Raw genomic sequence first — 14343 nt, 5'->3', positions numbered from 1 at the left:
GTTTGCGTTTAGCTTGCGCTAAATAATTCAAAATGAAGTATTAAAGCAATTAAAACATCAAGGAATTGTCCAATTTATCCACACTTATCCCCAGTTTTTTCTGAGGAAATTTAACCAGTTTCCGTTCATTATTTTTTTGATATCCTGATTGGAATATCCTCTAATTGACAGTGAATCAGTGAGTTGATTAAGGTCTTTTATGGTGGTAATATCTGCGGGGCATTGCTCAGTCCCAAAAGCGCCATCCAAATCTGAGCCAATTCCAATATGATTAGCATTACCTGCGATCTGACAAATATGATCCATGTGATCTAGAACAGTATTTAAGGTCACATTTCTTTCTTGTGGAGTGGATTTTCCTCTTTCCCATCCCGGGCTCAGCATCCATGCATCCATGACCGCTCCGATCACAGCGCCACGATCTATCAATGCCTTAATCATTTCATCAGAAAACTGGCGATTGTGATCGACCAAGGCTCGGCAGTTATTATGGCTTGCCCACACAGGACCTTTGTAGATTTCCAGTGCTTCGCCAAAAAGCCAAATCGCACAAATGAGTTGCATCCAGGATAATTCCCAGTTCATCCATTTTGCGCAACAATTCTTTTCCTTTTGAATTGAGAGGGGCGGAGGCATCTGTGCCGTGAGCATATCTACCAGGGCCGTAATGTGCTGGTCCCAGAGCGCGAAGCCCATATTCAAATGCTTTTTCCAAATAATCCAGATTCACAATAGAGTCAGCTCCTTCAAGGGAAAGAATGAATCCCACAGGTTTGCTGGAGCTGTCTTCATCATTTTCCCAGAGGGCTAAATGTACATCTAAATCAACGAGATTTCTGATCTGCACCATCTCACCTTTTTCCACCATCGCCTGATACCAAGCTAATTGACCTTGGGTCTGAGCCCAAGCTTGCTCTGCGGAATGCCATCCAGGTAACGGATTTCCCGGTGCGACATAGCGTGCAATTTGTGTAGCGACGACCAACCCGATATTTCCTTCTCGAAGTGCTGGAAGAGAAACCACCGCATTTCCACGATCTGGCTTATCCTTTAGGCCCTTTTCCCTTGCATTGATCTCTGAAACTGGCAGCGTGAGGTCACGATTCCATTCCAGTGCATTCATACTCAGGTCGAGGTGGGCGTCGATTGTAAACATTGATCAGAAGCTTTGGAGCACGAAAACTGTGGGGATTTTATGTAGGTCAAGCGGAATTTGCCTCCACTCTTCAACGGTTTTGGTCAAGATCATTTCGTCCGATCCTGTGATATTTTTTGCGATGCAAAGCTTGGTTTGAGGAGCCAGGGTCTTCAGTAAATCTTCCAGCAATTGATTGTTGCGGAAAGGCGTTTCCATGAAGATTTGCGCTCTTCTTTCCCGAAGTGATTCAGCTTCTAGCTTCTTAATAGCAGCTGCTTTTTCTTTTTTATCAATGGGCAAATAGCCGTGAAAAGCGAAGGACTGACCGGAAAAACCGGATCCCATCAGGGCCATAAACATGGAGCTAGGGCCAGAAAGAGGAACGACTTGAATCCCTTTTTTATGCGCATGTTCCACAGCCAAAGCACCCGGATCTGCGATTACAGGACATCCAGCTTCAGAAATAATTCCTATATCAGCACCATTAATGAGTGGTTGCATGAGTCGATTGATAAACTCTGGAGAGGTTCCCTTGTCCAAAATTTCCATGTGGACATGATCCAAGTTTACCCCTAGTTTCAAACTGGAAATGTAGCGGCGTGCTGTCCGCATGTTTTCCACCAGATATACTTTGGTGTTTGCGATCACTTCTCTCACCTGTGGAGTGATAACTGCATCTTGGGTATTGTCCGCGAGAACATTGGGTATGAGGAAGAGTTTTCCTTTGGGCATTTTAGATTTGTTGTTTAAAAAAGAACGGAAATTTTGATGAAATCGAGTTGTGTAGGGTTAGAAACTTTTCTTATTCTTAAAACTGCTCTAAAATCAAGCCTATTTCAAAAACCTTCTGATTTCCTCTACTACAGCATCAGGCTGTTCGGCATGTAGCCAATGTCCCGCATCTGCGATAAATTCCACCTCATTGTTTGGAAAAAAAGCATCAATATCATCCAAGTCGGATTGTTGCACATAACTAGAATTGGATCCAGCGAGAAAAAGAGTTGGTCCAGAGTAGGTTTTACCTTCTGGCAAAGCCTTTCCTACTTCGTTGATATTCTCAGTGATTACCGGAAGATTGATTTTCCACATAAATCCATCCGAATCTCTGCCTAAGCTTTTTAGTAGAAATTGCCTTACTCCAATCTCAGGAATGTATTTAGCCAATTCCTCATCCGCTTCTTTTCTAGATTGAATTTCACTAAGATCAAGTGAATTTAATCCCTCCAAAATGCTCTGATGATGCACGGCGTAATATCGAGGGGCTATATCTGCAACAATCAATTTCTCCACTTTCTCAGGGTATTTGAGGGCAAAATTCATCACTGTTTTTCCTCCCATGGAATGTCCCATCAAAAAGGCTTTTTCCAGACCTTCCTTTTCCATCAGTTCTTTCAGGTCTTCCACCATCACATCGTAATTCCAATCATCTGACTGAGGAGAATCTCCGTGATTGCGTTGATCTATCAGGTAAAGGGTAAAGCTGTCTTTTAGCTCCTTAGAAATGCTAAACCAGTTGTCTGCCGAACCGAATAGTCCGTGAAGTATGATTAGCGGCTTTCCAGCACCTAGTTTTTTGAAATTTAACTGCATTTTAGAATTACGATTTTTGAATTAGGAGATCTTTTGAACCTCCAACCTCTATTTTTCTACTCAAGCCTCTTTTATATGTGACATAACATCTGGCATCGGGCAACAAACACCGGACAATATTTACTCCAACTTCCTTCTATACATCTGAATTGTATTTTCCAAGCCATAATAAAGCGCATCACAAACTAGCGCGTGGCCGATGGAAACTTCATCGAGATAAGGAATGCTTTGTTTCAGAAATGCCAGATTATGCAAATCAAGATCGTGCCCGGCATTCAGTCCAAGCCCAAGTGCTTGAGCGATTTCAGCTACTTCCACATAAGGTTTGACAGCTGCATCCCGATCTTTGTGATAGTTGGAAGCATAAGGCTCGGTGTATAGCTCTACACGATCCGTGCCTGTGAGTTTAGCTGGTTCAAAATATTTGACTTCAGGATTAATGAAAATCGAAACACGAACGCCAGACTCGTGAAGTTCGGCGACGATATCCTTCAACATTCCCTGATTTGAAATCGTATCCCAACCGTTATTTGAGGTAATCGCCGTTGGTGGGTCAGGTACAAGCGTTGCTTGAGCAGGTTTTACCAGGCGAACCAGCTCCATAAAACGCTTGTCTGGGTACCCTTCAATGTTGAATTCTGTTGTTACTACTTTCGCCAGATCGAGTACATCCTGATAGCGAATGTGGCGCTCATCCGGCCGTGGATGGACGGTAATCCCTTGTGCGCCAAAGCGCTCTGCATCCAGTGCTACTTTCACTACATTGGGATTGTCAGCTCCGCGGGCGTTGCGAAGAGTGGCGATCTTGTTAATATTTACGCTTAGCTTGGTCATATCCGAGTCGAAAAAGGTATTTTTGTCAGTAGTATTAGAAGTGTAACACAAACTTAGGACTAATGAGTTTAAAGCAGAAAATAGAAAGTGAAATTAAATCAGCAATGATCGCAAAAGACAAAACCCGATTGGGAGCTCTGAGATCTATCAAGTCGCTGATTCTTTTGGAGGAAACTAAAAGTGGAGCAAAAGCTGAAATCACTGAAGAGGACGAGTTGAAGTTATTGACCAAAGCTGCAAAACAGCGTAAGGATTCGGCAGATATCTACCAGCAACAAAACAGAGCTGATTTGTATGAGGTGGAAATGGCTGAGCTGGAAGTTCTGCAGGAATTTCTGCCAAAAGCACTTACGGACGAAGAAATCACTGCTGCTATTCAGGAGATTATCGCCCAAACCGGAGCTACAAGTCCAAAAGATATGGGTAAAGTGATGGGAGTTGCGAGCAAGCAATTGGCTGGAAAAGCTGATGGCAAAGTTATTTCTGAGAAAGTGAAAGCTATACTGAACAGCTAAGTTGAGCATCATAGATATCATCATAGTAGTCATTCTTGGTCTAGGAGCCTATGAAGGATACCGAAGAGGTTTTCTTCTTGGGGTCTTAGGCCTTTTTGGCTTTGTGATCGCGATTATTCTGGGTCTTTATTTTATGGATCCCATGAATGACTGGTTGGCAGAAAATGTCACTGAGTTCAATCTTGGTTTTCCAATTTTTGGATTTATAATCGTTTTTGTTCTTACACTCTTATTTATAAAAGTTGCTGGCTGGATATTGAAGCAAGTGATGGATATGGTCCTTCTTGGACCCTTAGACGCTATAGTTGGGGCTGTTTTTGGAGTGGTGAAAGCAGCGTTTTTTATCAGTTTATTCTTCTGGCAAGCCAGTCTTTTCAAATTGGAGATGCCTAAGAAATGGACGAAGGATTCCGAAATGCTGTATTTTATAGAGCCCATCGCGCCAGGAATTGTTGCTGCAGTTGAGCCGTTTTTCCCAAGTATAGAAGAAAGTTTGAAGAAGCTGGATGAGGTAGTGGAGGAAATCAAAGATGCTACTACTGATTGATAATTTTGATTCCTTTAGCCACATGTTGGCTGATTTGCTGAGGCAGACCGGGGAGCAATTACTTGTACTTCGCAATGATGTCACACTTGAGGAAATCAAAAAGCTGAACTTTGACGGATTAATTTTATCTCCTGGCCCAGGGATTCCACAGAATGCTGGAAATCTAACTAAAATCTTTGCTGAATATTACGATAAAGTTCCTGTGCTGGGTGTTTGCCTGGGGCATCAGGCAATCGGGGAATTTTTTGGAGCAAACCTGAAAAAGAATACTGTTCCCACTCATGGGAAAGTCCATCAAGTCAGAAAGACGAAAGCTCATCCATTCACGACAAGCATACCTGAATCTTTTAAAGTAACCCGTTACCATTCCTTACAATTAGCCAATTTGCCAGAGGAACTCGAAGTGCTATTGGAAACTGAATCAGGAGAAATAATGGGCATGGCGCATAAAAGTTTACCGATTCTTGGGATTCAATATCACCCTGAAGCGCACCTGACTCAATATGGTTTGGAATTAGTGAAAAACTGGGTGGAGCTACGAAAAATTGAAAGATAAGAAAGTACATCTAGCTAAACCCTTAACGGGTTAATCTTTAGAAAATTGAACAGTCGCATTTGATTTAGGAACTTGCAATGGCGAACCCTTGAAGGGTTTTGGATATCCTTTGAGGAGCTTTGAAAAATCAATTATTCAACTCCTGCGAAATTCTTACCTTTGTACCTGATTATGAAATCGAGCAATATTCTTAAAGTGACAAAGAGAAATGCTTAAATGCCCTGCGAGATTCCATCTGACAATTGAAAAACAATTATTAAACAGATGAAAAAGAAGCCATTCACGGTTGTCTATGAAGACAACCACCTTTTGATAGTAAATAAAGCTGCCGGCATACTCGTGCAGGGAGATAAAACTGGGGATAAGACCTTGACGGATTACCTCAAAGAATACATTGCTAAGAAATACGATAAACCAGGCGCAGTTTTTCTTCATCCTATTCACAGACTGGATCGTCCGGTAAGTGGATTGGTGGCTTTTGCCCGAACTTCCAAAGGCCTGGAGCGCATGATGGAGATTTTCCGCAAGCGAGAAATTCATAAAGTTTATTGGGCTTTGGTGAAAAGAAGACCGAGAGAGGAAAGCGGTAAGCTGACACATTACCTCGTTAAAGACGAGCAGAAAAATGTGGTGACAGCTCATGATCGAGAAGTCCCAGGTTCCCAAAAAGCTGAGTTGAATTACAAGACACTTGGTTTTATGAATGACCACTGGTTGATCGAAGTGCGCCCTGTTTCCGGTCGCCCACATCAGATTCGCGTGCAGCTTGCTTCTATGGGTTGCCCGATTCGAGGGGATATTAAATATGGCTTTGCGAAGCCTAATCCAGATGCGAGTATCAACCTACATGCATTCAATCTGGTATTTGTTCATCCAATCAAAAAGGAGAAGCTTTACCTAAGAGCTGCTGTGCCAGAGGAGGAGTTCTGGGAGCAATTCTTGGAATTCGAAACCATCAAGACGAAAGACCAGCATTTAGATAATTCCTTTAGCGGATAACTACATAACCTTCGGGATTTCATTAATCTCGGAGGTTTTTTATTTACCGCAGTGAACGCGGAGTTTTACGCAGAGAAGCGCTGAGTTTAGTAGCCTTTAGTTCTTCTTTTTCTATTCTCGCTATTTTTTTCTTCTGACTTTTCATTTTTCATACATGACTAAAATTCATTTAAAGAATTCTTTAACTTTTCGCTATGAAATACATACTCCTGTTTTTAATTGTATCCTTAGCCGCCGCTTGCTCCAGTAAGCAACAGCCAAAAACCATCTATATCGTCCGCCATGCTGAAAAGCAGTTAACCGGGAATGATCCTGAACTATTGCTTGCTGGAGATGTACGAGCAAGAAAGCTTGCACAGATTCTAGCGGATCAAAAGATCACTCATATATTCAGTACCGACTATAATCGAACCCGATTGACAGCGGCCCCCACTGCAAGTGAGGCAGGAATTGAAATAGAAATTTACGATCCAAAGAATCATGATGCACTAGTCGAACAACTTAGAAGCCTAGAAGGAAACATCTTGGTAGTTGGCCATAGTAATACAGTCGGACAGGTTGCCAACTATTTTGTAGGAGACGGTGAGAAATTCCAGGATTTAGAGGATTCAGAGTACAATTTTATCTATGAGGTAACTTTAGAAAAAGATGGCAATTCCGTTGTGGTAAGGAAGACTTATAAAGATTATTGATTTTGGTAAGTCAGTAGCTTGTAAAATTCATTCAATCCTCTCTTTTCCGATTTTTTCCCTACCTTAAAATCTATATTTTAAATTCTATGAATCGCCCAGAAAACCTCAGCCAGCTACAAGACACAACTAAAATTTGGGACATTGCCGTCATAGGCGGAGGCTCTTCGGGATTAGGAGTGGCTTTGGATGCCATCTCAAGAGGGCTATCGGTGGTTCTTTTTGAAAAAGCTGATTTTGCCAAAGGCACCTCAAGTCGAAGTACCAAACTCGTACATGGAGGAGTGAGGTATCTTGCTCAGGGCGATGTGGGGTTAGTGTTCGAAGCACTCAAAGAGCGTGGTAAGCTATTGCAAAATGCCCCTCACTTAGCCCATGACCAACCTTTTATTATCCCGATTTATACCTGGAAGGACCGCATGATGTATAGTGTCGGCCTGAAGGTTTACGATTGGATGTCTGGCAGATTGAGTCTTGGCAAGTCAGAATTTATTTCTGTTGAAGAAACTCTCAGACGTCTTCCGGGATTGAAACCAGATGGTCTTTATGGTGGAGTAATCTATCACGACGGGCAGTTTGATGACGCAAGACTCGCGCTGAATATTGCCCAGTCGGCAGATGAAGCTGGCACCTGCGTGTTGAATTATGTCAGTGTGAACAGTTTGGTGAAAAATGAAGCTGGAAAGATTACCGGATTGAATGTTTCGGATAAACTGACCAAGGAAAAATATTTAGTCAATGCAAAAATGGTAGTGAACGCCACCGGAGTTTTTGCGGATAAAATTTTACAGATGGATAATCCTGAGGCTGCAAGAATGATTCAGCCTAGTCAAGGAATTCATTTGGTTTTAGATCTTGATTTTCTAGGTGGAAAAGACGCCCTGATGATCCCTGAAACGAAAGATGGAAGAGTACTTTTTGCTGTTCCATGGCATGGAAAGCTCGTGGTAGGAACTACCGACACGCTTCGTGAAAAGCCAAAATTAGAACCTGAGGCACTTCAGAAAGAAATAGATTTTGTGCTGGAAACAGCTGCAGGATATTTGGCTAAAAAACCTACAAGAGCAGATGTAAAGTCGGTTTTCGCAGGTCTTAGACCACTTGCTAGACCAAAAGAAGGAAGTACGAAAACCAAAGAGATTTCACGCTCTCATAAAGTGATTTTATCAGAAAGCGGATTGGTTACTTTGACCGGAGGGAAGTGGACTACATTCCGGAAAATGGGTGAAGATACAGTGGAGTATTTCACAAAAGTCACTGGTGAAAAACTGAGAGACAGTAAGTCTCTGGATATGAAAATCCATGGGGCAACCAACCGTGTTCCTGAAGGTCACTGGGGAATTTATGGGTTTGATGCCAAGCCTATCCAAGACCTTATAAAGGAAAACAAAACTTGGGAAGCAAAGCTGCATCCTGATTTCCCCAATATAGAGGCAGAAGTGATCTGGGCTGTGCGTGAAGAGATGGCGGTGAAGGTGGAGGATGTATTGGCCAGGAGAATACGAATGCTATTCTTAGATGCACAGGCTTCCATAGATTCGGCTCCTACAGTAGCTAGGTTGATGGCTGCTGAATTGGAGAAAGACGAAGCATGGATAGAATCTGAATTGGCTGACTTTAATAGGACAGCTTCGAAATATTTGATTAAAAAATAACCCACAAATAACCCAAAATGAGCCAAAATAATACCTATATAATGGCTCTAGACCAAGGTACTACAAGTTCTAGAGCCATTCTTTTTGATAAAAAAGGCAAGATTATCTCAGTCGCCCAAAAGGATTTTAAGCAACATTTCCCAAAAGCAGGCTGGGTAGAACATGATCCTGATGAAATCTGGACTTCCCAGTCATCTGTGATGATAGAATCCCTGGTCAATAAAAAAATCAAAGCAAATCAGGTGGCTGCCATTGGTATCACCAATCAGCGGGAAACGACTATAGTTTGGGATAGAAAAACAGGCAAAGCGATTTATAACGCCATTGTCTGGCAAGATCGCCGAACTGCCAATTACTGTAACGAGCTGAAGGATAAGGGACATTCTGAAATGGTAGTTTCCAAGACAGGTTTGATCATTGACGCGTATTTTTCTGCCACCAAAATCAAATGGATTCTAGATAATGTAGATGGAGCAAGACAAAAAGCTGAAGCAGGTGAACTTGCTTTTGGAACGGTAGATTCCTGGCTGATTTGGAACCTCACTTCCGGCAAGACGCATATCACAGATATCACAAATGCCAGCCGTACCATGCTTTTCAATATTCATTCGCAGGAATGGGATCAAGAGTTGATGGATTTGTTTGAGATTCCTGCATCGCTTTTACCAGACGTAAAATCCTGCAGCGAAGTCTATTGCGAAACTGCTGGAGATGTCTTAAGCGTAAAAATCCCCATCGCTGGAATTGCCGGGGATCAGCAGGCTGCCCTTTTCGGGCAACTTTGCACCGAGCCGGGCATGGCAAAAACCACCTATGGTACGGGATGCTTTTTGGTCATGAATACCGGCTCTGAAGCGGTCAGATCAAAGAATCAATTGCTTACTACTGTTGCATGGAAAATCGGAGACGAGATCAATTATGCCTTGGAAGGTTCAGTATTTATTGGCGGAGCAGCTATTCAATGGCTTAGAGATGGAATAGGACTTTTGGGTCATGCGAGAGAAAGTGAGCGTTTGGCAGAAAGTATAGATGGAAATGATGGGGTTTACTTCGTTCCTGCACTTTCAGGTTTGGGGGCACCGCATTGGGATCAAAATGCCAGAGGAGCTTTTTTTGGAATCACCAGAGGTACAGAGAAAGCGCATATGGCTAGGGCGGCTTTGGAAGCAATTGCTTACCAAGTTTATGATGTGCTAAAAGCTATGGAAAAGGATGCCGGCAAGCCAACCAAAGAACTTCGTGTAGACGGTGGGGCTACAGCCAATAATTTTCTGATGCAGTTTCAGGCAAACTTGCTGGATTGCGAAATCAAACGACCAGAGATTATCGAGACCACAGCTATTGGAGCAGCATTTTTGGCGGGCTTAGCAATTGGGTTTTGGGAGGATCGAGATGAAATCCAAGAGCTATGGAATGCTGATAAAAGCTTTACTCCAAGTATGGAAAAAACAGATCGAGATAAATTGATACATTTTTGGCACAAAGCGGTGGAGCGCTCAAAAAACTGGGTTGAATAATGAATGTATATCTAGCAGAATTAATAGGAACAGGTCTGTTACTATTATTGGGTTCAGGAGTTGTTGCGAACATGCTTTTACCAAAAACCAAAGGTCATGGTGGAGGAATCATGGAGATTAGTACGGCTTGGGCTTTGGCAGTTTATGTTGGGGTAGTGGTAGCAGGGCCATACAGTGGCGCGCACTTGAATCCAGCGGTAACTATCGGCCTCGCTTTGACAGGGCAATTTGAATGGGCGATGGCGCCGGGATATATTATTGCTCAGGTTTTGGGGGCAATGATTGGAGTTGGAATAGCTTGGCTGTTCTATAAGGATCATTACGATGCTTCGGATGATGCAGGATTGAAGGCTGCGCCATTTGGCACTTCTCCTGCGATAAGAAACCTGCCTTTAAATTTCTTTTCGGAGGTAGTTGGGACTTTTGTCCTGATTTTAGTGATCCTCTATAACGATGGAGTCGAAATAGGAGACAGCAATAAAACTCCGATAGGCATGGGTTCTCTGGGAGCAATTCCCGTTGCATTTTTGGTTTGGGTAATTGGCTTGGCTTTAGGAGGAACTACTGGTTATGCCATCAACCCTGCCCGTGATTTTGGTCCAAGACTCATGCACTCCATTTTGCCGATAAAAGACAAAGGAAGTTCTGATTGGGGTTATTCCTGGGTCCCTGTTTTAGGACCAATTGTAGGTGCGGCTTTGGCTGCAGGACTATATTTGGTGGCGGGATCTTGATTAATTCTGGAAATTATCTTCGAATACTAAATCCCATTTTATCGCCAAAAATGTAATTTCAGTGATCGTAATCACCAGAAATACGTCTATTTGGTGATTACGATCACCGAATATCCGTTTCTAATGAGAAAAGCCTGAAATCTGGTAAGATTTCAGGCTTTTCTCATTTTGATTAAATAAAGATTATTTCAATATCTCCCGGGCAATTACCATCTTTTGTATTTCAGAAGTTCCTTCGCCAATCGTACAAAGCTTGGAGTCACGGTAGAATTTCTCCACTGGATAGTCTTTGGTAAAACCATATCCACCAAAGATTTGGACCGCATCATTGGAAACGGACACAGCCACTTCAGAAGAAAAATATTTTGCTTGAGCTCCAGCCAAAGTCACTTTTTCTCCTCGGTTTTTGAGATCAGCGGCTTTAAAGATTAACAGGCTGGAAGCCTCAACCTGAGTTGCCATATCAGCAAGCTTAAAGGAAATGCCTTGAAAGGAGCTGATAGGCTTATTGAATTGATGTCTTTCTTTTGAATATTGAATAGATGCTTCCAATGCTCCTTCGGCAATACCTTGGCCTAATGCGGCAATGGAAATTCTCCCACCATCCAGAATCTTCATGGATTGAATAAAGCCATCTCCAACTTCGCCTAATACCTGACTTTCGTGAACAATGCAATCATCGAAAAGCATCTCAGCAGTTTCCGAAGCGCGCATACCCAGCTTATCTTCTTTTCTTCCGCCTTTGAATCCTGGAGTGCCTCGCTCTACGATAAAGGCAGTCATTCCATGGGAATCACCGATTTCACCAGTTCGTGCGATCACTACAGCTACGTCGCCAGAGACACCATGTGTAATGAAGTTTTTAGCACCGTTGATAATCCAAGAATCACCTTCTTTCTTGGCGACAGTTCTCATATTACCGGCATCAGAACCGGTATTGGGCTCTGTCAAGCCCCAAGCGCCTAGCCATTCGCATGTGGCAAGTTTGGGCAAGTATTTTTTCTTTTGCTCTTCATTTCCAAACATCATAATATGCCCAGAACAAAGCGAATTATGAGCTGCCATTGAGAGGCCTATAGATGGGTCAAGCTTGGAAAGCTCCACGATAGCGGTGACATATTCTAAGTATCCAAAACCAGAGCCTCCATATTCAGTAGGAATCAAAACTCCCATGAGTCCGAGTTCGCCTAATTTTTTAAAAAGATCTATGGGGAAATGCGACCTATCATCCCAATCCTTGCGAAAAGGGGTGATTTCTTTGGCTCCAAAATCACGAATCATCTCTGCGATCATCCGCTGATTTTCATTTTGATTAAAATCTAACATGTTTAGCTATTTGGGTTTATCGTCTCTTATTAAGAACCCTAAGATTCAGAAATAGTTTGGAATCAGCAAATTGAAGGATTCCATACTAAATTTTATTTTTAACTCTTTCTCAATCAGATAAATAAGCTTAGAGAGAAATAATCTTAGTATTCTATCTTCATTTAAATTAAACTCCACTTATAATAGAACCTTGCTAGAGAAATTTTTTTTGACTTATTTCCCACCAAACCAATTGTTTATGAATTCATTTTACCGGTTCCTTGGAGTTTTTTCTATTCTTCTATATACGCAGTTTCTCTCTGCACAGACAACTTCAGAGTTGTTAGACAGCCTCAAAACGGAACTTTCTAAAGCTAAAACCGCCAATGATCGTTCTTTAATACTCTCAGAACTGACTTGGTATTATGTGCCAGTTTCTCAGGATACGGCAATTCTATTTGGAGAGGAAAACATTAAAGTAGCAAAGTCACTCGATGATGCCGCCGTGCTTAGCCAGGCTTACAGCGATTTGGCTTATGCAAATATGGAAAAAGGTGAGTTGATAGAAGCAAAGAAGAATTATCAAGAGGCCTTGAAATTACGCTATCAAACGGGTGATTCTACAAAAATTTACGGCACGATTACAAATCTCGGATCAGTGTATCAGCGGGATTTCCAATCAGACTCTGCCATGGTGAATTACCTTAAAGCTCTAAGTTTTTTTGAACGGACTGGGAATGAGCGTAATGCTGACTTTGTGCGAAATAACATTGGTGTGATTTATCTGGAAATGAGGAATTATCCCAAGGCTTTGGAGATACTGCAGAAGGTCGCAGAATATAGGAAGGCTCAGAATGTAGACTACTTATATGCTTCTACACTTACCAACATTGCCAGTATTTATAAAAACCTAAAGGACTATCAGAACTCAGAAAAAACTTATTTAGAAGCATTGCAGATTTTCATAGAAGAGGGTGATGACTACTACACCGCGACTACTTATAATAATCTTGCAACCCTCTACAATGCCCAAAAATATAGCAAGCTTGCCATTTCCTTTGCAGAAAAGGGATTGGAACTCGCAGCTCAGGTAGGGGCAGATTACGACTATGCTTTATTGGAATCAAATCTTGCGCAGTCTTACCATGACCTCAAAGATTACCCTCAATCCCGGGAGTTTTACCTACGTGCTTTGTCCCACTTCAAAGCCCAAAATGCGGAAGATGATATAGCTACCATGTATCTTTTGATGTCCCCGGTGTATGCAGCGCTGGGTATGCCTGACAGCTCGGCGTATTACACTCAAGCCTATTCTGATCTGAACAAGAAGCTTACCGAGCAGGAAATACAGCAGCTCACGTCTGATCTGGAAGCTCGCTACCAGTCTGAGCAAAAAGATGCTGCTATTTCCCGACAGCGACTCGAACTTCGAAATAAGAATTTTCAGCTTTACGGATCTTTGGTTTTAGCAGTAGTCTTAGGTGTAGTAGGATACTTGCTTTACAGCCAGCAAAAACTTAAGAATCGTCAGCTAGCTCAGGAAGGGGAGTTGAAAATTGCTTTGGCACAAATAGAAACGCAGAATAAACTTCAGGAACAGCGGATGTTGATTTCGAGAGATCTTCATGACAATATAGGTGCGCAACTTACTTTTATCATTTCTGCAATCGAAAATCTCAAGTACTTTGACCCGATCAAGGATACGCTTTCTCATAGATATGACTCCATTGCAGATTTCACCAAGCAAACTATTACCGAGCTGCGGGACACGATCTGGGCGATGAACTCAGGACAAATTACCTTGGGTCAGCTTTCCGCTAGAATTTCAGATTACCTAGAGAGAGCTGGAGTTTCTACACGCGGAATCACCTTTGATTTTGATATAGAAAAAAGTCTGGATCCCAATTTTAGCATGGTTTCATCGGAAGGAATTCAGATTTACAGAATAGTACAGGAGGCGATACAAAATGCTCTCAAATATGCTTATCCAAGCCAAATTACTGTGGCTGTAGCACAGATTGGTAAGGGTTTCCAACTGGTGGTAAAGGATGATGGGAGAGGGTTTGAAGAGTCACAGGTCAAGGCTGGAAATGGGTTGTACAATATGCGAAAGCGTGCCGAAGAGCTTGGAGGAAAACTCGAGATACAATCAAAAACCGGCAAAGGCACATCCGTTACTCTTTTAATTCCGAAACAGTAAGGTTCGATCCTGAAAGGATTTGATGGGATGAAGCTGGCTATATAGTCCATTTGCCGTATTACCT

Annotated in this window: 13 protein-coding genes and 1 pseudogene; 9 read left to right on the top strand and 5 right to left on the bottom strand. The window is 42.3% G+C overall.

Annotated features, from left to right (window positions below):
- Positions 1-84 precede the first annotated feature (84 nt).
- The 4 genes and pseudogenes from AC0L6R_RS14500 to AC0L6R_RS14485 all read right to left on the bottom strand — a co-directional run bounded on the left by AC0L6R_RS14500 (position 85) and on the right by AC0L6R_RS14485 (position 3562).
- Positions 85-1156, bottom strand: a pseudogene (locus tag AC0L6R_RS14500) (dipeptidase).
- A 3-nt stretch (positions 1157-1159) separates the two neighbouring features.
- On the bottom strand, positions 1160-1870 hold the full coding sequence (locus AC0L6R_RS14495; RefSeq protein ID WP_473271852.1) for an SAM-dependent methyltransferase: 711 nt from the start codon (positions 1868-1870) through the stop codon (positions 1160-1162).
- A gap of 99 nt (positions 1871-1969) precedes the next feature.
- Positions 1970-2728, bottom strand: a complete 759-nt coding sequence (locus tag AC0L6R_RS14490) for an alpha/beta fold hydrolase (RefSeq protein ID WP_473271851.1) — start codon at positions 2726-2728, stop codon at positions 1970-1972.
- Between the two features lie 120 nt (positions 2729-2848).
- Complete coding sequence (locus AC0L6R_RS14485; protein WP_473271992.1) at positions 2849-3562, bottom strand: pyridoxine 5'-phosphate synthase; 714 nt, start codon at positions 3560-3562, stop codon at positions 2849-2851.
- Between the two features lie 62 nt (positions 3563-3624).
- Between AC0L6R_RS14485 and AC0L6R_RS14480 the strand changes: the two genes are divergently transcribed.
- The 8 genes from AC0L6R_RS14480 (at position 3625) to AC0L6R_RS14445 (ending at position 10774) form a co-directional block, all read left to right on the top strand.
- On the top strand, positions 3625-4077 hold the full coding sequence (locus AC0L6R_RS14480) for a GatB/YqeY domain-containing protein (protein ID WP_283412356.1): 453 nt from the start codon (positions 3625-3627) through the stop codon (positions 4075-4077).
- Between the two features lies 1 nt (position 4078).
- Positions 4079-4624 carry a CvpA family protein gene (locus AC0L6R_RS14475; RefSeq protein WP_473271850.1) on the top strand — a complete coding sequence of 182 codons (546 nt, stop codon included), beginning with the start codon at positions 4079-4081 and terminating at the stop codon, positions 4622-4624.
- A complete protein-coding gene (locus AC0L6R_RS14470) occupies positions 4608-5180 on the top strand; it encodes an anthranilate synthase component II (RefSeq protein ID WP_473271849.1) in 573 nt (190 codons plus the stop codon). Before AC0L6R_RS14475 ends, AC0L6R_RS14470 begins: the two co-directional genes overlap by 17 nt.
- A gap of 264 nt (positions 5181-5444) precedes the next feature.
- Positions 5445-6179, top strand: coding sequence for an RluA family pseudouridine synthase (locus AC0L6R_RS14465; protein WP_473271848.1), 735 nt, complete (start codon positions 5445-5447; stop codon positions 6177-6179).
- A 194-nt stretch (positions 6180-6373) separates the two neighbouring features.
- Positions 6374-6871 (top strand): SixA phosphatase family protein, encoded by a 498-nt coding sequence (locus AC0L6R_RS14460; RefSeq protein ID WP_473271847.1) that lies wholly within the window; start codon positions 6374-6376, stop codon positions 6869-6871.
- Between the two features lie 86 nt (positions 6872-6957).
- Positions 6958-8523 (top strand): glycerol-3-phosphate dehydrogenase/oxidase, encoded by a 1566-nt coding sequence (locus AC0L6R_RS14455; protein ID WP_473271846.1) that lies wholly within the window; start codon positions 6958-6960, stop codon positions 8521-8523.
- A gap of 17 nt (positions 8524-8540) precedes the next feature.
- Positions 8541-10040, top strand: a complete 1500-nt coding sequence (gene glpK / locus AC0L6R_RS14450; RefSeq protein ID WP_473271845.1) for a glycerol kinase GlpK — start codon at positions 8541-8543, stop codon at positions 10038-10040.
- Complete coding sequence (locus AC0L6R_RS14445) at positions 10040-10774, top strand: MIP/aquaporin family protein (RefSeq protein WP_283412363.1); 735 nt, start codon at positions 10040-10042, stop codon at positions 10772-10774. The genes glpK and AC0L6R_RS14445 overlap by 1 nt, the downstream gene beginning before the upstream one ends.
- 183 nt (positions 10775-10957) lie before the next feature.
- Here AC0L6R_RS14445 and AC0L6R_RS14440 read toward each other — a convergent pair whose 3' ends face one another.
- Positions 10958-12100, bottom strand: coding sequence for an acyl-CoA dehydrogenase family protein (locus AC0L6R_RS14440; RefSeq protein ID WP_473271844.1), 1143 nt, complete (start codon positions 12098-12100; stop codon positions 10958-10960).
- A 238-nt stretch (positions 12101-12338) separates the two neighbouring features.
- On the opposite strand from AC0L6R_RS14440, the gene AC0L6R_RS14435 reads away from it, so the two are divergent.
- Positions 12339-14279 (top strand): tetratricopeptide repeat-containing sensor histidine kinase, encoded by a 1941-nt coding sequence (locus AC0L6R_RS14435; protein WP_473271843.1) that lies wholly within the window; start codon positions 12339-12341, stop codon positions 14277-14279.
- Positions 14280-14343: the final 64 nt, after the last annotated feature.

Source organism: Algoriphagus sp. 10J20-15, assembly GCF_055809615.1.
Note: the sequence above shows the minus strand (reverse complement) of the source record. Positions and strands in the feature narration are given on the sequence as shown.

Excerpts from the sequence above, each read along its gene's own strand:
- AC0L6R_RS14470 (WP_473271849.1), top strand. The coding sequence starts at position 4,608 with ATGCTACTACTGATTGATAATTTTGATTCCTTTAGCCACATGTTGGCT.
- AC0L6R_RS14440 (WP_473271844.1), bottom strand. The coding sequence starts at position 12,100 with ATGTTAGATTTTAATCAAAATGAAAATCAGCGGATGATCGCAGAGATG.
- AC0L6R_RS14455 (WP_473271846.1), top strand. The coding sequence starts at position 6,958 with ATGAATCGCCCAGAAAACCTCAGCCAGCTACAAGACACAACTAAAATT.
- AC0L6R_RS14465 (WP_473271848.1), top strand. The coding sequence starts at position 5,445 with ATGAAAAAGAAGCCATTCACGGTTGTCTATGAAGACAACCACCTTTTG.
- AC0L6R_RS14485 (WP_473271992.1), bottom strand. The coding sequence starts at position 3,562 with ATGACCAAGCTAAGCGTAAATATTAACAAGATCGCCACTCTTCGCAAC.
- AC0L6R_RS14480 (WP_283412356.1), top strand. The coding sequence starts at position 3,625 with ATGAGTTTAAAGCAGAAAATAGAAAGTGAAATTAAATCAGCAATGATC.
- glpK (WP_473271845.1), top strand. The coding sequence starts at position 8,541 with ATGAGCCAAAATAATACCTATATAATGGCTCTAGACCAAGGTACTACA.
- AC0L6R_RS14490 (WP_473271851.1), bottom strand. The coding sequence starts at position 2,728 with ATGCAGTTAAATTTCAAAAAACTAGGTGCTGGAAAGCCGCTAATCATA.
- AC0L6R_RS14460 (WP_473271847.1), top strand. The coding sequence starts at position 6,374 with ATGAAATACATACTCCTGTTTTTAATTGTATCCTTAGCCGCCGCTTGC.
- AC0L6R_RS14435 (WP_473271843.1), top strand. The coding sequence starts at position 12,339 with ATGAATTCATTTTACCGGTTCCTTGGAGTTTTTTCTATTCTTCTATAT.
- AC0L6R_RS14495 (WP_473271852.1), bottom strand. The coding sequence starts at position 1,870 with ATGCCCAAAGGAAAACTCTTCCTCATACCCAATGTTCTCGCGGACAAT.
- AC0L6R_RS14445 (WP_283412363.1), top strand. The coding sequence starts at position 10,040 with ATGAATGTATATCTAGCAGAATTAATAGGAACAGGTCTGTTACTATTA.